Origin of the sequence: Gemmata sp. SH-PL17, from assembly GCF_001610855.1 — a bacterium.
Classification (GTDB): domain Bacteria; phylum Planctomycetota; class Planctomycetia; order Gemmatales; family Gemmataceae; genus Gemmata; species Gemmata massiliana.
The window spans coordinates 4,250,013-4,271,322 of sequence record NZ_CP011271.1; the positions used below are offsets into that span (position 1 = coordinate 4,250,013).

15 protein-coding genes are annotated in these 21,310 nt (G+C 63.1%); 4 read left to right on the plus strand and 11 right to left on the minus strand.

All coding sequences use genetic code 11. The features are described 5' to 3' along the window. Positions 1-120: 120 nt before the first annotated feature. From VT84_RS17750 to VT84_RS17760, 3 genes are all read right to left on the minus strand, one after another. Positions 121-2,658: a PSD1 and planctomycete cytochrome C domain-containing protein gene (locus tag VT84_RS17750; RefSeq protein ID WP_082840455.1), complete on the minus strand. Its 2,538-nt coding sequence runs from the start codon at positions 2,656-2,658 to the stop codon at positions 121-123. 153 nt (positions 2,659-2,811) lie between these two features. Further along, positions 2,812-3,210, minus strand: coding sequence for a PDZ domain-containing protein (locus tag VT84_RS17755; protein ID WP_052554066.1), 399 nt, complete (start codon positions 3,208-3,210; stop codon positions 2,812-2,814). Between the two features lie 424 nt (positions 3,211-3,634). After that, the gene (locus VT84_RS17760) at positions 3,635-4,591 is read right to left on the minus strand and encodes an amidohydrolase family protein (protein WP_082840456.1); all 957 of its coding nucleotides are present in this window, start codon (positions 4,589-4,591) and stop codon (positions 3,635-3,637) included. Between the two features lie 67 nt (positions 4,592-4,658). Here VT84_RS17760 and VT84_RS17765 point away from each other — a divergent pair, with 67 nt between their 5' ends. Continuing rightward, on the plus strand, positions 4,659-5,441 hold the full coding sequence (locus VT84_RS17765) for an NAD-dependent epimerase/dehydratase family protein (RefSeq protein WP_162271750.1): 783 nt from the start codon (positions 4,659-4,661) through the stop codon (positions 5,439-5,441). Positions 5,442-5,445: 4 nt separating this feature from the next. Here the strand turns inward: VT84_RS17765 and VT84_RS17770 are convergent, their stop codons facing one another. After that, on the minus strand, positions 5,446-6,741 hold the full coding sequence (locus VT84_RS17770) for a putative oxidoreductase C-terminal domain-containing protein (protein WP_162271751.1): 1,296 nt from the start codon (positions 6,739-6,741) through the stop codon (positions 5,446-5,448). Between the two features lie 124 nt (positions 6,742-6,865). On the opposite strand from VT84_RS17770, the gene VT84_RS17775 reads away from it, so the two are divergent. Further along, entirely contained in the window at positions 6,866-7,972 is a 1,107-nt protein-coding gene (locus VT84_RS17775; RefSeq protein ID WP_052554074.1) for a GTP-binding protein, read from the plus strand. Positions 7,973-8,128: 156 nt separating this feature from the next. Here the strand turns inward: VT84_RS17775 and VT84_RS17780 are convergent, their stop codons facing one another. The 6 genes from VT84_RS17780 to VT84_RS17805 all read right to left on the minus strand — a co-directional run bounded on the left by VT84_RS17780 (position 8,129) and on the right by VT84_RS17805 (position 15,531). Beyond that, a complete protein-coding gene (locus tag VT84_RS17780) occupies positions 8,129-8,551 on the minus strand; it encodes a (2Fe-2S) ferredoxin domain-containing protein (RefSeq protein ID WP_052554076.1) in 423 nt (140 codons plus the stop codon). 32 nt (positions 8,552-8,583) lie between these two features. Next, positions 8,584-11,616 (minus strand): calcium-translocating P-type ATPase, PMCA-type, encoded by a 3,033-nt coding sequence (locus tag VT84_RS17785; RefSeq protein ID WP_082840459.1) that lies wholly within the window; start codon positions 11,614-11,616, stop codon positions 8,584-8,586. Between the two features lie 152 nt (positions 11,617-11,768). Continuing rightward, entirely contained in the window at positions 11,769-12,329 is a 561-nt protein-coding gene (frr, locus tag VT84_RS17790; RefSeq protein ID WP_052554078.1) for a ribosome recycling factor, read from the minus strand. 130 nt (positions 12,330-12,459) lie between these two features. Continuing rightward, on the minus strand, positions 12,460-13,200 hold the full coding sequence (gene pyrH / locus VT84_RS17795) for a UMP kinase (protein ID WP_052554079.1): 741 nt from the start codon (positions 13,198-13,200) through the stop codon (positions 12,460-12,462). Positions 13,201-13,299: 99 nt separating this feature from the next. Beyond that, a complete protein-coding gene (locus VT84_RS17800; RefSeq protein WP_157469590.1) occupies positions 13,300-14,040 on the minus strand; it encodes a hypothetical protein in 741 nt (246 codons plus the stop codon). Between the two features lie 165 nt (positions 14,041-14,205). After that, on the minus strand, positions 14,206-15,531 hold the full coding sequence (locus VT84_RS17805) for a TIGR02996 domain-containing protein (protein ID WP_082840461.1): 1,326 nt from the start codon (positions 15,529-15,531) through the stop codon (positions 14,206-14,208). Between the two features lie 224 nt (positions 15,532-15,755). Here VT84_RS17805 and VT84_RS17810 point away from each other — a divergent pair, with 224 nt between their 5' ends. Further along, positions 15,756-17,246: a sensor histidine kinase gene (locus VT84_RS17810; protein ID WP_052554085.1), complete on the plus strand. Its 1,491-nt coding sequence runs from the start codon at positions 15,756-15,758 to the stop codon at positions 17,244-17,246. After that, positions 17,224-18,660, plus strand: coding sequence for a sigma-54-dependent transcriptional regulator (locus tag VT84_RS17815; protein WP_082840462.1), 1,437 nt, complete (start codon positions 17,224-17,226; stop codon positions 18,658-18,660). The genes VT84_RS17810 and VT84_RS17815 overlap by 23 nt, the downstream gene beginning before the upstream one ends. A gap of 624 nt (positions 18,661-19,284) precedes the next feature. Here VT84_RS17815 and VT84_RS17820 read toward each other — a convergent pair. Beyond that, positions 19,285-21,306, minus strand: coding sequence for a methyl-accepting chemotaxis protein (locus VT84_RS17820; protein ID WP_082840463.1), 2,022 nt, complete (start codon positions 21,304-21,306; stop codon positions 19,285-19,287). Positions 21,307-21,310 lie beyond the last annotated feature (4 nt).

The window sequence follows — 21,310 nt, forward strand, 5'->3', positions numbered from 1 at the left end:
TACAGCCCTGACCATGAGGGGTCAGCAAGAAAGAGAGTTCGGCACCTATTGCCTCGCGGCCCCAACGGGGCCACCGGGAATAGCCAGGGGGTTTCAACCCCTGGATCTTTAACGGGCGGATCAGTTCACGTAGACGAATTCACTACTCGCGAACAGCACCTGGCACCACGCGGCCCAAGCCTTCGTGCGGCGGGTAGCGGCGTCCGCTTCTTTCGTGCTCAGTGCGGCATCGTACCGCTGAATGAAGCTCACGGCGCGACTCACATCCTCGTCGGTCGCGGGGCGCGCGAGTGCTCGCAGGTACGCGGATTTCACACGGTCCTCGTCGTTGCCCTCGGGCTTCAGGAGCGAGTCAGCGAATGCTTTCGCTTGCTCCGTGACGAACGGGTTATTCATCAGGTACAGCGCTTGCGACGCGATCACCGTCGACGCACGTTTGCCGGTCCCGACGTGCGGTTCCACGAAGTCGAAGGCCTGGAAGAAATCGAACACGTTGTTGCGGATGACCGGCAGGTAGATGCTACGGCGGAGACTGTCGTACCGTGTCCTTGTTTTGGACTGGTCGTTAGTTACGTACTCGAAGTTGCCGTTGGTAAGTAGCGTACCGCCGGTTGTGTGATCGAGTGTGCCGGCCACTACGAGCATCGAGTCGCGGACGGCTTCGGCTTCGAGGCGCTGGCGGTTGAACCGCCACAGGAGGCGGTTCTCCGGGTCCGCGAGAGCGGCTTTTGCGTCGTGGGTGCCGCTCATTTGGTAGGTCGCCGAGAGCAGAATGAGCTTGTGCAGCTTCTTCATCGACCAGCCGTTCTTCACGAACTGGACCGCGAGCCAGTCGAGCAACTCGGGGTGCGTCGGTCGGTCCCCGAGTCGGCCGAAGTTGTCCGGCGAGCGCACCAGCCCCTCGCCGAAATGGTGCTGCCAGATGCGGTTGACCATCACGCGCGCCGTGAGCGGGTGCGCGGGATCGGCGAGCCAGTTCGCGAGTTCCTTTCGCCCACTCGACGTGCGGAGCGCACCGTACCGGATTTTGTTCGCTTCGAGCTTGTCCGCCGCGTTCGATTTACTCTCAATGAAAGCCTTTTGGTCTTCGCCCGCGATGATGCGCGGGAAGACTGCGGGGGCTTCAGCGCCCGGGGTCGAGTACGTCCCGCGGATCTGCACGTAGAGGTTTCGCCCCTGCGTGCCGTAAGCGCCCGAACTGCCTTCTTCGACGGCGAGTACCATCGGGCTCGCGGGCGGGAGCGCCGCTTCGAGTTTCTTGATTTCCGCGCGCTTCTCGTCGGCTTTCGCCGCGATCTCCGCGCGCTTTTCTTTCTCTGTAGCGGGTAGCTTGCTGAACTCCGATTCCAACTTGCGAACGTCCTTACGGAGTTGTTCGAGCTTCTGGCGGTCTGCTTTGATTTCGGGCTTCTCGGGTCCGTCCGGGGATCGCTCGAACGTCCGGGCGACGGTGTTCAGGTTCTGCATCGTTCGCGTGCTGGTGAACACGGCCAGGAGGCTGTAGTAGTCGCGCGTCGGGATCGGATCGAACTTGTGGTCGTGGCACCGGGCACAGCCGAGCGTCAGGCCCATGAACGCCTTACCCACTGTGTCGAGTTGCTCGTCGGCGATGTCGAGCAGCATCTTTTGCTTGTCCGGCTCCGCGAGCACCTTCGGCCCGAGCGAGAGGAACCCGGTCGCGGTCAGTTGCTCCATCCGCGCGGCACTCGAATCGGCCGGGAGCAGATCTCCAGCAAGCTGTTCCTTCAAGAACCGGTCATAAGGCTTGTCCGCGTTGAAGCTCTTGATGACGTAATCGCGGTAGCGCCAGGCGTTGCCGAAAGCGGTGTTTTCGTCCAGCCCGTTGGAGTCCGCGTAGCGGGCCACGTCGAGCCAGTGCCGTGCCCAGCGCTCGCCGTAATTCGGCGACGCGAGCAACCGGTCCACGACCTTCTCGAACGCCTTCGGCGAATCGTCTTTCAGGAACGCATCGACTTCTTCCGGCGAAGGCGGCAGCCCGGTGAGATCGAACGTCACGCGCCGGATCAGCGTTCGCTTGTCTGCGGGGGCGGTCGGCGACAACTGAGCGTCACGGAGCTTCGCGAGGACGAAGCGGTCGATTTCGTTTCGGATTTCGGACTTCGGGTTCTGGATCTCTGGCACCGTCGGCAAGCGCACCGGTTGAAACGCCCAGAATGCTTTCTGTTCGGGGGTAAAGAGCGGCCCGGTTGGTGTCGCAGGATTCACGCTCGCGGTATCGTTCGGCCACGCGGCGCCGGACTTCACCCACTTCGTGAGGTCGGCGATCTGTTGATCCGAGAGCTTGCCCTTCGGGGGCATTTTCATGCCCTCTTCGGTGTACTCGACGGCCTTGATAAGCAAGCTCTTGTCCGGTTTGCCCGGAACGATCGAGGGACCGGTTTCGCCGCCCTTCAGGAGATCCGCACGCGACGTGACCTTCAGCCCACCGCCGAGCGACTTGCTCCCGCCGTTTGCAGGTGGGGTGCCGTGGCACCGTATGCAGTGGTCCGCGAACAGCGGGCGGATCTTCTTCTCAAAGAACTCGTCGTCCGCGGGCGTACTAGTCGGCGCGGCGGGGGGCGCAGCATTGGCGACGCACGGAGCGGCGAGTAGCAGAGTTGCGACAACGCACGCAGCACGGCGGAGCGGGGCCGTCATGCCTGTTGACCTCGGAGGCGTGATGATTCAGACGGAAGAGGCTGTGTGGAGGGCTACACAAGTATTCTATCGCCGAACGCACGCGGTGCAAAACGAAAGCGGGCCGCGCAGAACTTTCTGCGCGGCCCGCTCGGAGTTCCAAACTTCGTTGCGTCAATCTTCGATCACCGGCACACCCGGGCGCCGGTCGGTGTAGTCGAGTTCCGCGGGTCGCAGCCCGAGTTTCACTTTGAAGATCTTGCGCTCGCTCCCGCGTTGCACTTCGATCTCGACGATCGCACCCGGCCGGAACGAGCAGATGTGCGTGACGGCTTCGCTGTAATCGCGCGGGTGCAGGGTGCCGACGCGCAAAATCACATCGGCCTGACGGAGCCCGAACTTGGCCGCGGGCGCGTTTGGCTCGATGCGATCGATCACGACGCCCTCACCGAGCGTCACGCCGAGGTACCCGCGGCCCGTCGGGTCGGGACGCAGTTCGGGTGGAACCGGGGCGAGGGTGTATGTCGTACCGCCGAGCAGTAGGGCGGTGATCGCGGCCGTTACGGTAATCACGGTGGACCCTCCGTGGCGCGAGCGCCAGGGCCGCCGAGAAACGCGGCCTTATTCCACTCATGCCCGAAAACGACCCCCGACGCAAGGGAGAACTGCGGTAGATCGCTTGGAACAGCCGCGGATGAACACAGATAACACAAATTCAGACAAAAGGCAGATTGGCCACAAGAAGGCACAAAGGGCATAAAAAAGAAAGCAGGGATCAGAAGTCAGAGAACATTCAAGAAGGCAGAACCGCGGATCACGCAGATTACGCGGATCAGATACGAGAGTGATTTCCAGCCCCGATCGGGGCTCAATCAATGCTCCCGGCCTTACTGTCTTCTGCGTTTTATTCCTGATCTCTGAGTTCTGATCTCTGCTCTCTTTTTTGTGCCCTTTGTGCCTTTTTGTGGCCATTCTGCCTTTGCTGTTTCGTGGCCTATCACAGCCCGTAGAACTTGACCGCGTTGTCGTGGAACAGCTTCTTTTGCTGGTCTTCGGGGCGGTCCTTCACCACGGCCCTGAGTGCGTTCAACCAGTCGCCGTACTTCTCGACGCCGAGCAGACACACCGGCCAGTCGCCGCCGAACATCACGCGGTCCGGGCCGAACACGTCCATCGTGTGGTTGATGACCGGGGCGAGGTCTTCGATCTTCGCCTTCCCGCGCTCGGGGGCCGTGGCGATGAACCCACTCACCTTGCCGACCACGTTCTTCTTCGCGGCGATCGCGGCCATGTCCTTCTTCCACTGGTCGCGCTCGGTCGGCGTGTGCTTCAGGTTCGCGTTGCCGCAGTGGTCGAGGATGAACCGCGTGCCCGGGCACTTGTCCACGAGTTTGACGTAGTCCGGAAGCTCGGCCGGGCGCACGCACAGGTCGAAGCTCAGCCCGAGGTCGCCGAGTAGTTGGATGCCCTTCACGAATTTCTCGTCGAGGCAGTAGCCCGCCGGGGTGTCTTTGACGTGCAGCACCTGGCGGATGCCCTTCACGTACTTACTGTCCTTGAACTGCTTCGCGTACTGGGCGAATCCGTCCGAGTTCGGGCGCCCGGACAGCACCGCGGCGCACGTCACGGTTTTGCCGCTCTTACACAGTTCGATGAGGTAATCGGCTTCCTTCTGCTGCTGCTCGGGCACCACGTCCACTTCCATGTAGACGGCCTTCACCACGTTCAGCCCCTCGGTCGCCTTGGTGTACTCGGTGGGGGTGAAGTTGTGGCCGAGAATCTTCCCTTCGGGCGTATTCGCGTTGAACCACGCGAGCTTGAACTGGTCGAGGTTCCACAGGTGCTGGTGCGTATCGACGACTGGGAGCATGGCTTTGTCTTTCGCTTGTACTTGGGCGAACGAACCGGTTGTGATGGTCGCCGCGGAAGCGGCGAGGAAGGCGCGACGGTTCATGGTTCACTCAGGAGTAGGGAGAAGGTGCCCCGATGGTAACATGCCGGCGCGCGAGTACAACATCTCCATGAACACATCCAAACGAATCCTCGTGACCGGTTCCGCCGGGCGGCTCGGTCGCGCGGCCGTGGCCGAACTCGTCGCTCGTGGGCACCACGTTGTCGGGTTCGACGTGCTCCCGACTCCCGGGCTTCCATCCGAACAGTCGCTCGTTGCCGGGTTGTTAGATGTGGACGCGCTGCACCGGGCCGCGACCGGGGCGGACGCGATCATTCACCTCGCCGCGACGCCGGACGATGCCCGATTCCCTCGCGGCGCCGCTCCGGACGACCGCGACAACTTCATTTCCGACCTGGTGCCAAACAACGTTGTCGGGCCGTATCAGGTGATGGAAGCTGCCCGAAAGCTAAAGATCCCGCGGGTGATTCTCGCGAGCACGGGGCAGGTGATCGACGGTCATCTCGTCGCCAAAAACGTCCCGGTCACGCCGGATTCCCCGCCGCGCCCGCGGTACCTTTACGCCTGCACCAAGGTGTTTCTCGAAGCACTGGGGCAGGTGTACTCGAAGGAGCACGGGATCGAGGTGCTCGCGGTGCGGCTCGGCTGGTGCCCGCGCCCTGGGCAGGAAGAAGAGTTCCGCCAGAGCGAGTTGGGACCGGACGTGTACCTCAGCCCCGGCGACGCGGGCCGGTTCTTCACGGCAACGGTCGAGGTCGCGAAGCTCCCACCGTATGCGGTGGTCTACGCGACCAGCCGGCACGTGCGAGTTCGTCAGTACGACCTGACTTCCACAAGCAAACTTTTGGCGTGGGAGCCGCGCGATCAGTGGCCGACCGGTAGCGCCCAGTAACGGTTCACGAGGCTTGTCGCGCCAACTCGACGGCTTTCGTAGTGATGTAGTAGCGTGCGAGCGCGTTCGGGCGCTCCCACGGCGGAATAGCCCGCGGAGCGTGGAAGTACCGCACGAATTCGTCCATCACTGCGGCGAAGTGGTCTTCGTGGCTCGCGCGCCAGGCGTCCGGAATGATGACGTGCGCTTCGGTGCCGAGGTCGGAAACCGACATCCCCGCGAAGTCGCGCTGGAGCACGCTACACCGTCCGCGGAGCCGGTCTAGCATCTCTGCGTGGCGGGCCGGGTCGGTGGCTGTCACGAATATTTCCGGCCGCCCGCCTGGTTGTTGGCGGATCGTGATCGTCGCTTTTGTTCCGCGTGCCAGACAAGCGTGCGTGTCGCCGCCCGCGGGCGATTCAAACTCCCACGCGGTGTCCAGTTTCACGTGAACACCGCGCAGAGTGTACGTTGCGGTGTTGTTACCCGCGTAGTGCAGGTTCCCGCCCCGAACGTAGGGTCGCAACTCTTCTGGGAACGCTCCCAGATTCGTGACCGCGCCGAACTGGTCCCGCGTGAGTGGCAGCGGCGCGCGGTCGGCCGCGAGCATTTGAATTTGGGTCGCGTAGTCGATCGCTTGGTCCGGCGCGGTGATCCACATGGAGAGGTCCGCGAGGTGCGTCCCCACGTCCGCCATCGCTTCGCCCGATACGGTCGGGTCGAACCACCACCAGGGCCGCACGAGCGGGCGACCGTTGACCAGTTTCTTTAAGAAGTGAACGCTCCGCAGCCACAGGGCCGGTTCGTCCGGGGTGCCGATCTGCCACGACCCGAACAGGTCCGCGTCGCGTGCGAACTCGCGCACGAGCCAGTTCGTGATCTCGAACCGCTCCGTGAGCATGTCCCACATGAACACTTCGCGCAATTCGGCTTCCTTGAACAGTGCGTCCAGTTTCGGGAAGTCGGAGTGTTCAATAATCCACGGTTTGTCCGCGATAACGGGCAGGCAGTTCGATACAGCAAGTCGCATCAGGTCGATCTTCGGCCGGTTGCGCCCGCTGAGAACGACCGCGTTACCGGGTTGTTCTCGGGCGAACCGTTCGAGGTAATCGGCCCCGGCCCGGAGGTCCACCTCCCAGGAGGTCGGGTGGTCGCGCCGGTTGTTGAACGCGGTGATCCGCGCGAGGTGCGCGAGGGTATCGTCGTCGAGCGGGGCGTATACGTGCGTGCGTGGGTCGATCCCGTACAGGGCGCGCTTTTGCACGAGGGCGGCGTGGAAGTGACCGGGGGCAACGGTCATCAGACGAAGTAGGCGAACCAACGAAAACTCCGCGGTGGGCCGAACGAGCGGGTGGGTCGATCGGGTAATAGCAAGTTGCGGGCCGCGACGCGGGGACGTAAAAATAACCCGGAACTTCGACGAATCTCCGAACCCGGCGGTATTCATGACTGCACGTTTTGTAATGGTTGGCGGATTTCTTGGCGCCGGAAAAACCACCGCCCTCGGCCGGCTCGCGCGCCTGTACCAAGCTCAAGGGAAGCGGGTCGGGGTCGTCACCAACGACCAGGCCCACGACCTCGTGGATACGAACACGTTCCGCGGACAGGGGATCGCTGTAGAGGAGGTTCCCGGTGCGTGCTTCTGCTGCCGGTTCGATGATCTCGTAAGTCGCGTCGGTTCTCTCGAAGCGTCCGAACGGCCCGATGTGATACTCGCCGAACCCGTGGGGAGTTGCACCGATCTCGTGGCGACGGTCGTTCAACCGCTCAAGGATCTGTACGCGGGCCGGTTCGAGGTCGCGCCTTATGCGGTCCTGTTCAAGCCGAGCCACGGGATTCGCATCCTGCGAAACCAGTCGTCCGGCGGGTTCAGCCCGAAGGCCGCGTACATCTTCAAGAAGCAGCTCGAAGAAGCCGATGCGATCGTGATAAATCGGATCGACGAACTCAACCCGCCAGCGGTCGAGGAACTTTCCCGGTTGGTGAGCGAACAGTTCCCCGGTACGCCGGTCCTCCGCGTGAGCGCGACTACGGGTGCGGGTTTCGACGCCCTCGCGGAACTGCTCGCTCAAACGGGCGCGTTCGGGCGGAAGATCCTGGACATCGATTACGATACCTACGCCGAGGGCGAGGCCGAACTCGGCTGGCTGAACGCGACCGCTCGATTCACTTCGGACAAATCCTTCGACCTCGACGCGCTGCTCACAGCGATCCTGGGCGATTTGGCGACCGTGTGCCGCGCCCTGGGCGGCGAGGTCGCGCACCTGAAACTCATCGGCATGGACGACGCGAGCGCGTTCGCGGTCGGCAACGTGATTAGCAGCGATACCGCACCGAAGCTCTCGCTGCCGAGCGGTCTGCACCCGCGCGAAGCGGACCTGATCGTGAACGCCCGCGTCGCGATCGACCCGGCCGTGCTGGAAAACGAAGTCAAGCGCGTCGTCGCCGTGCAGTGCGCGCTGGCGGGCGTGATCGCGGACTTCCGCACGAGCCAGAGCTTGCGCCCCGGGCGACCCGTCCCGACGCACCGGTACACGGAAGCGAAGAACTGACTGACGGGTGGGCGGAGGAGGAGAAATCAAATGCGCCGCGGATAAACGCGGATAACACAGATCAAGACAGAGCAGAAAATTACTGGACAGGATTAACAGGATTTTAGTCCTGTTAATTGTGTTGATCCTGTCAAAATGTTCTTGTCTTGATCCGTGTTATCTGCGTTTATCCGCGGCGCATTTCTCTTCGCCATTACTCGTATTCGGCAGCGGGTTGCGGGCGAAGATCCATTCCTCGATGGGCCGACCTTCCACCAAGTGCTCCTGCACGAAGCGCGGAATGCGGTCGGCGGTCATGCCCGAGTACCACGTTCCTTCGGGGTAGACGACCATAATCGGTCCGCCAGCACAGACGCGCAAGCACCCGACCTTCGTTCGGTAGCACGCCGCGGGACCGGTCGCGAGCGAGAGCTGGCGGTCCTTGAGTTCGCTCTTCAGTTTGTCCCACGCGGCCTCCGCGCCGTCGGCGCCGATCTCCGCGCAGCACGCTTCGCCGAGGCACAGGAACACGTGCCGGTGGAAGAGGCCGATCAGGAGCTTGTCGGCGACCGCGGTCAGTTTCTCGTTCGACACAGCCATCGTGACGACCTCAGTGACCTACAAACAGCGGGTCACGCTTTTTTCATGGCGGCCCACAAGCGGACGCGCCGGGCGACTTCCGCGAACAGGAGCACGCTCGATGTCGCGGCGGCAACCACTAACCAATCTACCGCCTTCAGCGGCTCGACATTAAACACCGCACCACCGAACGAGACGATGAGCACCTGTCCGATCACCGTGAGTGACGCGATCGCCAGGAACTGCCGGTTCTCGAACAGTCGGTGCCACCCGGATTCTTCCGGCGCGAGCGAGCGACAGTTGATCTGGTTCCACACCTGGAAGAACACATACACGGTGAAGAACAGCGTGACCTGTCGGAGCGTCAGTTCGGGGAATTCGTCTGATTTCGGCCCGCTTCCTGCGAACCAGTCGGCGTGCTGCATGCCGAGCAATAACGCGATCATGACCACGACGAAGAACATGGCCGTGCTCGCGATGGTGCCGAGCATCGCGGGCGTGAGAATGCTCTCGTTGCGGGTCTTGGGCGGTCGGTGCATCAGGTTCGCGCGGGGCGGTTCGCTGCACAGCGCGATCGCCGCGAACGTGTCCATGATGACGTTGATCCAGAGCAGTTGCAGAACAGTGAACGGCGGTTTCAGACCCAAAAATGGCCCGAGGAACGCGATCAGCAGGGCGGACACGTTGATTGTGAGCTGGAACTGAATGAACCGCTGAATGTTCTCGTAGAGCGCGCGCCCCCAATGAACCCCGCGAACGATTGTGCTGAACGCATCGTCGAGCAGCACGATCTTGCTCGCTTCCTTCGCGACTTCGGTGCCCGAAATGCCCATCGCGAGTCCGACGTCCGCCTTCTTGAGCGCGGGGGCGTCGTTCGTACCGTCGCCCGTCATCGCGACGACTTGGTTCTGGGCCTGGAGCAACTCCACGATGCGGAACTTGTCGCCGGGCAGCGCGCGTGCGAGGACTCGTAACCGCGGCAGGATCGCGGAAAGCTCCGCATCGGTCAGTTTGGCGAAATCCGCGTGCGTCAGGGCTAGGGCGCCCGGTTCGTCGAGCAAGCCGATTTCGCGGCCGATCGCGGTGGCCGTTTCGATCGTGTCGCCCGTAATCATCTTCACTTCGATACCCGCCGTGCGACACTGCCGGACGGCTTCTTTCACGTCGTCGCGGAGCGGGTCTCGGATGCCGACCCAGCCGTCGAAAATCAGCCCGTTTTCGATCTCCGCGCGGCGATCGTGGATCGCGCTTTCCTCTCGTGGGAAGTCCGCGGGCAATTCCGCGTGTGCGAACGCGAGCGTGCGCATCGCGTCACCCGCTGCCGCGGAGATGCGCGACTGAATTTCGGCACGAACTTCCGGTGTAAGGTCGTGCGTGGAGCCATCGAGGGAGCGGTACCGTGTGGCCTGCGCGAGCAGCACTTCCGGTGCGCCCTTCACGAGCGTAACGGCGCGGCCCGCGTCGCGCACCACGGTCGTCATCCGTTTGCGGTCGGACGAGAAGTGGATCTGGTACAGGACGGGGTACTGCGCTCGGAGTTCGATGTAATTCAAACTGTTCGGGTGGGTCCACGCGCCCGCAGTGAGCCAGTTCAGCAGTGCGCCTTCGGTGCTGTTGCCGATGACGCCGGTTTTGCCGTTCTTCTGTTCGAGGCTCGCGGTCGAGTTCGCGGCCGAGTTCACGATCACCCAGAAGAGCGGCGAGTGCGCCCAGGGTTCATCGCTTTTCATCCCCGGCGACACGATCGCGCTGTCCTTCTCGTAGACGGCCGCGCCCAGCCCGACGCGCGATACCGTCATTTTGTTTTGGGTGAGCGTGCCGGTTTTATCGGAGCAAATGACGGTCGCCGAGCCGATCGTCTCGCACGCGACCAGTTGCCGCACGAGCGAGTTCGACTGGCTCATCTTCCGCCACGCGATCGCGAGCGACACGGTCACGCTCATCGGCAGCCCTTCAGGAACCGCGACGACGATGACGATCACCATGTACACGAAGTACGAGAGCAGCGCCCGCACGCTCCCGAGAAGCACCTTGCTCGCGTCTTCTCCCTCTTGGGGGAGCCGCACTTCACCGAGTATCAGCCCCCGGACGAACAATGCAATGAAGATCGCGATCGCCGCGGCGTAGCCGATTTTGCTGATGAGGCCCGCGAGCGCTTCGAGTTTCTCTTGCAGCGGCGTGGACGCCTTCGAGATGGTGAGCTTCTGCTGCACGCGCTCGGCGCGGTCTTCGGGAGTTGTGCTCGCATCGGGCGAGGGGGACGCACCCGACAGGCGCTGGGCGATCTGACCCAGCATGGTGTCGTCGCCGATGTTGGTTACGACCATCTGGCCGACGCCGTCGCGCACCTGCGTGCCGCGGAACACGCAGTCGGGCTGGTCCGGTCCGTCGGAGTCGTTGCCACCGGTTCGGGCCGTTTTCTTCGCCGGTTCGCTCTCACCGGTCATGAGCGCCTGATCGACGTGCAGTTCGTTCGATCGCACGATGCGCCCGTCGGCCGGGATCTCGTCGCCCATTTCGAGCTGCACGAGGTCGCCGACCACCGCGTCTTCGAGCGGGATCGCGTGAACGCCCCCGTCGCGCTGCACTTTGACGCGGATCGCGTCGCGGGTCGCGTTGAGTTTCTCGAACTCCCGGTCACTGCGGAACTCGCTGAAGAACGCCACGCCGGTCGCCAGGAACACGGCGACCATGACCGCGAGTCCCTCGTAGGACGGGTCACCGAGCGCCGCACTCACCCCGACGAGTGCCCCCGCGAGTGTGAACAGTATGGCCGGGAGCCACTCCCCGAGCTTCGCGGCAAGCACGCCTAGGACGACCACGAGCACCGCACCGAGCGCCAGCCCGCCGGCGAGCGGGGACGTCTCGAACAGGTCCACAACGATCTTGAGAAGCGACGCGGCGAGCAGGATTTTGATGATCGGGTCCGCGAACTTCTCGAGGAACTTCTTCCAGACGGGTTCGCGAGGCAGGGGGGTGAGCCGGTTCGCGCCGAACTTCGCGCGGCTCTCGGCGACCTGCTCGGTGGTCAGACCGGACTCGGTCGCGTGCGGGAATGTGTCGGAAATGGCACGGAGGGATCGCATGTGGCAGCTCGGCGGGGGTGTGCGGCGGGGCGTGTTGGGTGTTTCGTTTTAGCGGCCCGGCGATTTCGGAAGGGGCGAGCCGCAGGCGAGCGCATCGGGGACGCGCTGACCTGCGGCTCGCGGGTGGACCGGCGGCGAAACACCGAACGCGATCACTGCTCCATCACTTCCTTTTCCTTCTTGTTGGCGAGTTCGTCGATCTTGCCCTCGTAGGCCTTGAGCAGATCCTGCATCTTCGCCTTGCCCTTGTCGCGATCGTCCTCGGTCATGGTCTTGGCTTTTTCCGCGTCTTCAAAGTGCTTGTTGCCGTCGCGCCGGATGTTGCGGCACGATACTTTTGCGGCTTCGGCCGATTTCTTGAGTTGCGCGACGATCTTCTTGCGCTGGTCGCCGCTCATTGCGGGCATCGTCAGCCGGATGACCTTGCCGTCGTTGTTCGGGGCCAAGCCGAGGTCGCTGGCGCGGATCGCCTTCTCAATTTCCTTCAGACTGTCGGCCGTGTACGGCTTGATGACGATGGTCGCGGCGTCCGGGCACGTTACCGAGGCCACGTCGCGGATCGGCGACATGGTGCCGTAGTTGTCCACGCGGAGCGCGTCCAACATTTGGGGGGACGCGCGCCCGGTCCGCAACCCCTTGAGGTCGTTGCGGAACACGTCCGTCGCCTTCTCCATCCGGTCCTCAGAATCCTTCAAAATCTGTGGTGCGTTCATGGCACGTCCTCTGTCGTTGGTCCGTGAACTTGCTGCTAGTTAATTCCTATTGTCGCAGGTCGACGGGGGGTAGGAAAGATAGTCCGGAGCGGTGATTCCGCCCCGGAGGTGCCGGTGAACATTACGCGCATCAGCCCGTGACGATGGTGCCGATCGGGTGGCCGGCCACGGCCCGCTCGATCGCGCCTTCCTGCTTGTAGTTGAACACGAGAATGGGGAGCTTCGCGAGCCGGCACATCTCGAACGCGCCGATGTCCATGACTCCGAGCTGTTTCTGGATCACCTGATCGAACGTGAGGCGCTCGAACTTCTCCGCGTAGGGGTTCTTCGCCGGGTCGGAGTTGAAGACGCCGTCCACCTTTGTCGCTTTAAGTAGAACATTGACCTGGAGTTCGGTCCCTCGTAGGGCCGCGGCGGTGTCCGTGGTGACAAAGGGATTCCCGGTGCCGCCCGCGAGGATCACAATGCGGTTCTTCTCCAAGTGACGCAGCGCCCGGCGCCGAATGTACGGTTCAGCAACCGTTTCCATGCGGACCGCGCTCTGGAGGCGCGTTTCCACGCCCATTGCTTCCAGAGTGTCCTGAAGTGCGAGGCCGTTCATCACGGTCGCGAGCATCCCCATGTAGTCGGCGGTCGCGGGCTTGATGCGCTCGTCGCCCGCGGAGAACTGGGCGCCGCGGAGCAGGTTTCCGCCGCCGATCACGACGGCGAGTTGTACCCCGCTCGCAGCGACGCGGGCCAGTTGCTCGGCAATGTGTTTCGTTTCGTCGAGGTTGATGCCGAGTTTGCCTCCACCGAAGCCGAGCGCCTCACCGCTGAGCTTGAGCAGAACGCGCTTGAACTTCGGAGCGGCAGTGTCGGTGTCGGGCATAGTTGTTCGGATCGGACGTGTACGGAGACGCGGCGCGACGTGCGCACGCGGGGGCGGTTGCCCTTCGACAGAGTACGAACCGCCTCCGCCGACGGCACGCTAGCCGATGTTTACACCGGCCCCGATCCCGGCCCCGGTGCCCAGTGCGAGCCGGAACAACCCGAGCACCATGCCCGTCAGAATGATCCCCGCGACGATCCGGAGCAGCAGTGCTTCTTGGGTGCGCAGGAAGCCCAGGCACCCGAACGAGACCATCATGAAGCCGAACATCGTGCCGTAGCCCTCGAACAACCGCGAGCGCTTGTTACCGATTTCGGTGCTTCGCTTACTCTCGTCTGCTGATCTCTTTGAGACGAAATAATCGTCCTCGATTTTCTTTTTCTTCTCGTCGTAGGTTTTCTGTTCTTCTGCGTTCAGCTCGGACCGGTCCTTCTTGCCCTTCGGGAGCAACTCGCGGATGCGTACCTCTTCTTCCAGCGCGAGCTTCTTTTCGTACTCCACCGCGCGCTGGTTGGACGCCGACGCGAGTACCTGCATGAACGTGAAGAACAGTACGAAGAACACGCCGATACCGAACAGAAGACCTGGAACACCGCCAACAGGGGCCAGCGGGTTCTCCCCCGCGAAAAGCTTCTTGCGCCGCCGTGAGAACGACGGTTCTCGGGGCTCAGTATCGAAATCCTGGTCATCGGGGGGCACCGATTCGGTTCCCGCAGCCGGGACCAGACCGGCGTCCGTGACCATGAGGGCCGTGCGACACTTCTTGCACTTGAGCCGCCGGCCGATGTCCTTCTCGGCCACGTTGTAGAGTGCCCCACACGTTGGGCATGTGTTGTTCATAGTGCTTGCTGCTGTCAATTGAGAGTTAGAGCCGTGATCTTTTCGGACCCGGCCCGGGAACGATGGAACCGCACGAGCAACACTCTTCGTGTCGTGTGCGGAGTCGGATTCTAAGTTGTGAGAAAGAGCGTTGCAAGCGAACCGAACAGAAGTCATCAGGTTTCGCTAACTGTCGGACAAATGACGCGGATGGGTCACTCGGCGCTTGAGCCGCGCGGCCTCCGCGACCCCGTCGAGCAGGCCATCGAGTAGTCCGGAAACCGCAACCGGAGCGTCCCCGGCTGTTGCGGACTGGACGTTCCCGCTCACATCGATTTGAACCGCGTGCGACCCGAGCCGGGCCGAAAGAACGCCCATCCCCACGCGGGTGAGCCGATTGCCGGAAAGATCTAGAAATTGAAGGTGTTTGAACAGTTTGTCGAAGAGGTCGCAACAGGCAATTACGCCATTGTCTGTGAGCTGGTTGCGTCCGAGCCGCAGCGCCCGGAGTCGACTAATATTCGGCGAGCGCAGTAACGCCGCGACGCCGGAATCGCTGAGGTAATTGTGCGACAGGTCGAGTGCGGTACATGCTGCGAGTGCGGGCGCGGTCGCGAGTGCGGCTGCGCCCGCTGTGCCGATCATATTGGCGCGGAGCGACAGTTCCGGTTCGGCCTTGGTGACGCGGCCGAACAGAGCGGAGCGCGCGAGCCGAGCCACGCCCGCGTCTCCGATGCGGTTCCCGGTAACCCGGAGCGAGTGCAGTCGCGTGAAGGACTGGCTCGTGATGATTGCCCCGAGCCCCGTGTCACCGATGTCGTTTCCGGAGAGATCCAGACCGGTCAAGCCCGCAAAGAACGGCGATTCGGCGAGCTCGCTGGCACCAGCGTCGCCAATTGTGTCGTTGTCGTTGAGTGCGAGCGTCGTCAGGTTCGGGAAGCCGCTGCTCCGGGCGAGGAGATGAACGCCCGCGTCTTCAATCCGGTTGAACCCAAGGTCGAGCGATTCGAGGTTTTCCAGGAACGGCGACCGCGCGAGTACGTTCACGCCGCTGTTACCGAGGTCGCAGTTGCACAGATCGAGTTCGCGCACTCGCGCGAGTAACGGCGACGCGGCCAACTTCGCCATTACGGGGGCCGCGTCGCGTATGCTCAATCGGCGGATTCGGAGCCGTGTGAAGAGTTCTTCGCCGCGTTCGAGGAATGTGGCCGCGTTGACCGATGCGGAATCGGGTACGCCGCGTCGGAAATCGACCGTTTCGACCAGCCCCGCGAGGTGCGCGGTCCACTCGGCACGGTTTTGGGTCAACAGCTCGGCCTGGCGGTCACAGAGCGCGGGCCGGCGCGGGTCGTCTTCGGGCAGCCGCGCGAGCGCGAGTTGCACGCGGATCAGCTCCGCCCGCTCCGGCGCGCCCGAATCATCAAGAAAGTCGGCATACACCAGGCGCGGTCGGTCGTCCGCGAACCGATCAAACACCGCGTCCAGGAACGGTTGCTCGTCCGTGAAGTGCATGACCGCATCGTAACTCGTGAGTTGGGGCGATGCAGCAAAGAAACGGTTCGATAGGCGAACTTCAAAAACCGTGCCCGCTATTTTAGCGCGCCGCGCTCAGTCGGTCGCTGGGTTCACAAGAATTCGGTGACAACGGTGCCCCGGTGCCACCTGAGCTGCACTGCTAGAATGCCTGCTGGAACTGGCCCCGTTGTTGGGGTGCCGGTTCCAACGGGGGAGCGGCCGTGAAGCAGTTCCTGTTCGCGCAATACTCGTGGCCGCTCGTGGCCCTGGGCGGGTTGGTCGCGGCGGCGTGTTTGGCGAGTACGTGGTACATCAACCGGCTCCAGGGCGATCTCGCACGCGCGGTTCGGCACGATGCGTCCAAAATGGACGCGGCCGACGAACTTCAGGTGCAACTGCGCCACCTCCGGTTCCATTCGGTGATATTCGCCGCGGACCCGAGCGAAGCCCGCGCCGCGGCGTTGCGCTCGGACACATTGCAGGTCGAAGCGGCGTTCGACAACATCCGGCGCGACCTCATCGCGGACGACGAAGAACTGCTCGCCCTTATCGAGAACGACTACGCCGAATACAAGCGCAGACTCGGACCCGGTGGGTTACCGCCGCCCCTGCGCAACGTGCCCGAACTCGTGCGCTGGTCCGATGCGCACCCGATGCGCGAACTCCTTCAACCGTGCCGTGAACTGTCAGACCGCCAGCGCGCCCGGATGGAAGCGGGGTTGGCGCGGAGCGAGGCACAAACGACATGGGCCGGGCGCGTGCTGTTCGCTCTGGGGCTGACGGGCGCGTTCGGCGGGCTTCTGAGCGGGTACGCGACCGCACGCGGACTGACACGTCGCGCTGCGCACTTGTCGGTTCGGGTGCGGGCGGTTCAGGCCGAACTCGATCAGGAAGTGGGGGCGCTGACGGTCGAAGCTGCACGCCCGATCGGGAACCTCGACGCGCAACTGGATTACGTGGTCGGGCGCGTGAAGGAAGTGTGTCAGCGTCTTCAGGAGCAAGAACGCGGATTGCTTCGCGCCGAGCAACTCGCGGCGGTTGGGCAGCTCGCTGCCGGCATCGCGCACGAGGTTCGTAACCCGTTGACCGGGATCAAATTCTTGGTCGAAGGTGCTCTCCGTCCCGCACGCTCGACCCCACTTACTGACGAAGACCTCCGGCTCATTCGGCAGGAGGTTGTTCGCATCGAGCGAACCGTACAGGGACTTTTGGACTTTGCTCGGACTCCTACTCTCGACCGCCACCGGTACGACCTCCGGGAACTGGTGGCCGAAGCCGCGGGTGTTGCACGCAGCCGGGCCGAGGCGAAGCCGGTAACATTGCGCGTCGCCCCGGCTCCGGTCGTGGCCCCCGCATCCGTGGACCGCGACCAGTTCCTATCGCTACTCACGAACCTGCTCCTCAACGCGATCGACGCGACGCCGCCGGGCGGTGAGGTTCAGGTGCGCACGAGCGCGACACCGAACGGAACCGTGACGGTCGAAGTCGCCGATACCGGAACGGGGATCGACCCGCGCATCGCGGACAAACTGTTCACTCCGTTCGCCACCACGAAACCGACCGGCACGGGCCTGGGACTGACCATTGCCCAGCGCGTCGCACGCGACCACGGTGGAACGCTGACCGCCGCCAACCAAGTTAGTGGCGGGGCGTGTTTCACGCTGACTCTACCCGCTGCGGGAGGACTTAATGCCGAAGCTGTTGGTCGTTGACGACGAGCCGATCATCTGTCACTCGTTCCGCCGGGTCTTCGCCGCGCCCGATGTGGAGATTCTCACGGCTGGAACGATCGCCGAGGGCTGGCGCCGCGTCGAACAGGACCGCCCCGACGTGATCGTCCTGGACCTTCAGCTCCCGGACGGGTCCGGGCTCGATCTGTTCGAGCGCATCCGCACCGCGGACCCGAAGCGCCCGGTCATCTTCATCACTGCGCACGGAACTACCGAAACGACCATCGAGGCGATGAAGCACGGTGCGTTCGACTACCTGCTCAAGCCGCTCGATCTCGAACAAATGAGCGGTGTGCTCGGGCGCGCGTTCGAGGCCGCCCGGCTCATGCGCGAATCGGCCGCGCTCCCGGACGACCCCGGAGGGGACCGGATCATCGGCCGGTCCCCGCTCATGCAGGAGATGTGCAAACAGATCGGTCGGATCGCCCCGCAAGACGTGAACGTGCTGATTCTCGGCGAAAGCGGCACCGGCAAGGAACTTGTGGCCCGGGCGATTTACTCGCACAGTCGGCGCGCGGCCCGGCCGTTCATGGCGCTCAACTGTGCGGCTATTCCGGACGCGCTCGTCGAGAGCGAGTTATTCGGGCACGAACAGGGCGCGTTTACGGGAGCGGATCGTAAGCGCATCGGGAAGTTTGAGCAGTGCGGGGACGGGACGCTTTTGCTGGACGAGATCGGCGACATGCCGCTCGCCGCCCAAGCGAAGATGCTGCGCGTGCTGCAAGACCAGACGTTCGAGCGCCTGGGCGGGAGCCAGCCCATCGCGACCCACGTCCGCGTGCTGGCCGCGACCAATCAGTACCTCGAACAACTCATCGCCAACGGGCGGTTCCGGAACGACCTCTATTACCGGCTGAAAGTGGTCACAATCCACGTACCGGCGCTGCGGGAGCGCAAGGCCGATATCCCGGAACTGGCGCACTACTTCCTTTTCCGGTACGCGCGCGAAGCCAATCGCGACCTGCGCGGGTTCGCCCCTGAAACACTGGACCTGCTTCAGCGCTACGACTGGCCGGGGAACGTCCGCGAGTTGCAGAACTGCATTCAGGCCGCGGTCTACCAAACTTCGGGCCGGACACTGTTACCGTCTGATTTACCGGGACTTGCCGACGTTCCACCTGCTCCACCTTCTTCTCCTTCCACTCCCGACGCGCCGGCGGCCTTCGACCTGACGGCGACAATCGAATCGATGCTCCAGGACGGCGGAAGGGACGTTCACAAACGGGTGATTGCGCTCGTGGAGCGCGAACTCATCGCGCGGGCACTGCGTCACACGCACGGGCACCAGATGCAAGCGAGCGAGTTGCTCGGCATCAACCGTACCACCCTGCGCACCAAACTCCGGGAACTCGGCATCACGCTTGATAAAGTGGTGACCGACCAGAGCGGTGAGTGAACTGAGCCTACTGTGGGTGAAATAAAGCCGCCCAAGTTGAGGAGGCGAGGTTGTGGGCGACCTCAACTCAACCTGGGCGGTGTCCCGTGGGCGACGGGGACGTATTTCAATTTGGGGGATCTGTGTTCTTGCGTTAATACTGCGGCGACGTCTGAAATCTAGCAGCCGAAAAACCGAAAAGGTGACGCGGCTCTTTAATGATGTTAACTGTTTATCCTGTAGAGCTTTAAGTTTGTAACAGACCCGTAACACAACTTAAGAAACTCACACTGTCTGGAAAATCGACAGCGGCGGTCGACAGTTGCCGGAAAATCCGTCGCTAAAAGTTGCTTCGGAAACACTCGTGGTGTATTGTGTAAGTAGACCGGCCACGAGCACTGAACTGAATGGGCGACAGTTCAGTACATCGTGGCCGGTCTTTTTTTCATTTCTGCGGACTTTCACTACCCCACTTATTCACCCATTCTTGCTCCCTGATTTGGGAGAACTCCTGCGTTTTTAGGTGCTTTTGCTCGGTTGCTGCACTCGGTCGAGGCGGAGCGAATTCGCAAATGAAGAACCCCCATTCACTGGCACCGTCGGAAGTGACGCCAGTGAATGGGGGTAGGTTCGTTTCGCTGGCAATTAAAATTCGGTGAACCCGTCGTCGCCCGCGTTGGCGAACTGGTCGAGTTCGTGGACCGTGCTCTTGGTCCGAGCAACCGCGGGGCGGGACTTGGAGCCAGAGGACTTGCCCCGACCGGCCGGGCGCGGCACCGAGCGCCCGTTACCCCCGAGCTTGAACCGGGCGACGAGGTCGCGGAGTTGGGCGGCCTGGTCCGTCAGCGTTTGAGCCGTGGCCGACATCTCTTCGGTCTGCGAGGCGTTCTTTTGGGTCACGGCGTCCATCTGGGACACGGCCTTGTTGACCTGCTCGATCCCCACGGACTGCTCCTTACCGGCCGCCGCAATTTCCGTGATGATGTCGGTGACGCGCTTCACGCTCGTCACGATCTCACCCAGCGTGGAACCGGACTGGTTCACGAGCTCGGTGCCCGCGTCGACCTTCTTGACCGAGTCCTCGATCAGTGACTTGATTTCTTTCGCGGACGTGGCCGAACGTTGAGCCAAGTTACGCACCTCGGACGCCACCACCGCGAACCCGCGCCCCTGTTCGCCGGCCCGGGCCGCTTCCACGGCGGCGTTGAGGGCGAGCAGGTTGGTCTGGAACGCGATCTCGTCGATCGTCGTGATAATGTCCGCGATCTTCTTCGACGCCCCGTTGATCTCGCTCATCGCCTCGACCGCGTTGCCCACGACTTGCCCGCCCTTCTCGGCGACGTCCCGGGAACTACTCGCGAGCTGCCGGGCCTGCTGCGCGCTGTCCGCGTTCTGGCGCACGGTCGCGGTGATTTCTTCGAGCGTGCTGGCCGTTTCTTCCAGGCTGCTCGCTTGTTCTTGAGCGCCCGTCGAGATTTCGTCGCTGGCCGCGGACAGTTGGCCCGAGGCGTCGGCGAGTTGTTCGGACACCTCACGCACCCCTTCCAGGGCCGTGCGCACGGCGAGGATCGCTTTGTTGAGCGCGGACGCCATCTGCCCGACCGAATCCGTGCCCAGATCGGGTACGTTTTGGGTGAAGTCGCCCGCGGCCATCGCGCTGACCGTGGCTACTACGGCGTTCATCTTCTGCTGGAGTTCAATGGCCTGGACGCGCTCCTGCTCGGCCTGGGCACGGGTGGCCGCGGCCTCGCGCTCGGTGCGCTCGCGCGTTTCGGTGGCCTCGCGCTCGGCACGCTGGCGGTCCTTTTCGACTTGCTGGCGCTCGGCTTCTTTGGCGGCCACTAGTGCGCCGATCGCCGTGTTCAGTGCGACGGCCATTCGGCCGACTTCGTCCTGAGAGTCCACGTCGGCGCGCTTGGTGAGATCGCCCTTTGCCACACCTTCAAGGACCACTACGGTGCGCCCGAGGGGGCCGGTGATCGAACCGGCAATCGTCACCCCGATGAGCATACTCAGGACCACGGTTGCTCCGGTCCCGCCCATGAGGGTCATCTGGGCCGAGGCCGCGGTCGCGTTCCCGTCCTCGTTGATGTCCTTCGCCACCGTTGTGACGGTCTTGATGAGTTCTTCAATCGCGACCGTGGCCGTATCGAATTTCCCGCCGGCCGCGGCCAGGGCTTGCGCGGTCTTCTGTTTCCACTCGTCCCGTTCGCTGGGGGCCGTTGCCGTCAGTTGTGCACGGATCGCCTGGGTCGTGACGAGTGTGGCGTCGATGTACTCTTTCACGGCGGCGCGGACCTTATCCAGATCCTTGCGCTCGTCGCGCCCGCTCCGGGATATACGCAACACCGTTGCCGCGTATGCGTCTAGACTGGCCGTGATTTGCTCGCGGAGGACTTTTTGATCGTCGAGGATCCGGTCGACGGTCTGGGTGTCTTTCGCGTTCGTCGCGACGACCATGTTGCTCCGGTACCGGGCTAAACTAATTGAAGTTTTGGCCAGATCGGTACCCGCGACCGTATAGTCCTCGTACAGAACCCGCATTGCCTCCCGCGAACTCGATAGCCCGCGGTAGCCGAACACCCCGCACACCGCAACGGTGGCGCACACGAGGGCGAAGCCGAGGAGCAGTTTGGTCGTTACGGTCTGATTGCGGAACCAGTTCATAGGT

What these genes read in the sequence shown, in the direction of transcription:
- VT84_RS17820 (WP_082840463.1), bottom strand. Translation starts at nt 21,306, where the DNA reads ATGAACTGGTTCCGCAATCAGACCGTAACGACCAAACTGCTCCTCGGC.
- VT84_RS17815 (WP_082840462.1), top strand. Translation starts at nt 17,224, where the DNA reads ATGCCGAAGCTGTTGGTCGTTGACGACGAGCCGATCATCTGTCACTCG.
- VT84_RS17785 (WP_082840459.1), bottom strand. Translation starts at nt 11,616, where the DNA reads ATGCGATCCCTCCGTGCCATTTCCGACACATTCCCGCACGCGACCGAG.
- VT84_RS17775 (WP_052554074.1), top strand. Translation starts at nt 6,866, where the DNA reads ATGACTGCACGTTTTGTAATGGTTGGCGGATTTCTTGGCGCCGGAAAA.
- VT84_RS17765 (WP_162271750.1), top strand. Translation starts at nt 4,659, where the DNA reads ATGAACACATCCAAACGAATCCTCGTGACCGGTTCCGCCGGGCGGCTC.
- pyrH (WP_052554079.1), bottom strand. Translation starts at nt 13,200, where the DNA reads ATGCCCGACACCGACACTGCCGCTCCGAAGTTCAAGCGCGTTCTGCTC.
- frr (WP_052554078.1), bottom strand. Translation starts at nt 12,329, where the DNA reads ATGAACGCACCACAGATTTTGAAGGATTCTGAGGACCGGATGGAGAAG.
- VT84_RS17750 (WP_082840455.1), bottom strand. Translation starts at nt 2,658, where the DNA reads ATGACGGCCCCGCTCCGCCGTGCTGCGTGCGTTGTCGCAACTCTGCTA.
- VT84_RS17800 (WP_157469590.1), bottom strand. Translation starts at nt 14,040, where the DNA reads ATGAACAACACATGCCCAACGTGTGGGGCACTCTACAACGTGGCCGAG.
- VT84_RS17780 (WP_052554076.1), bottom strand. Translation starts at nt 8,551, where the DNA reads ATGGCTGTGTCGAACGAGAAACTGACCGCGGTCGCCGACAAGCTCCTG.
- VT84_RS17805 (WP_082840461.1), bottom strand. Translation starts at nt 15,531, where the DNA reads ATGCACTTCACGGACGAGCAACCGTTCCTGGACGCGGTGTTTGATCGG.
- VT84_RS17760 (WP_082840456.1), bottom strand. Translation starts at nt 4,591, where the DNA reads ATGAACCGTCGCGCCTTCCTCGCCGCTTCCGCGGCGACCATCACAACC.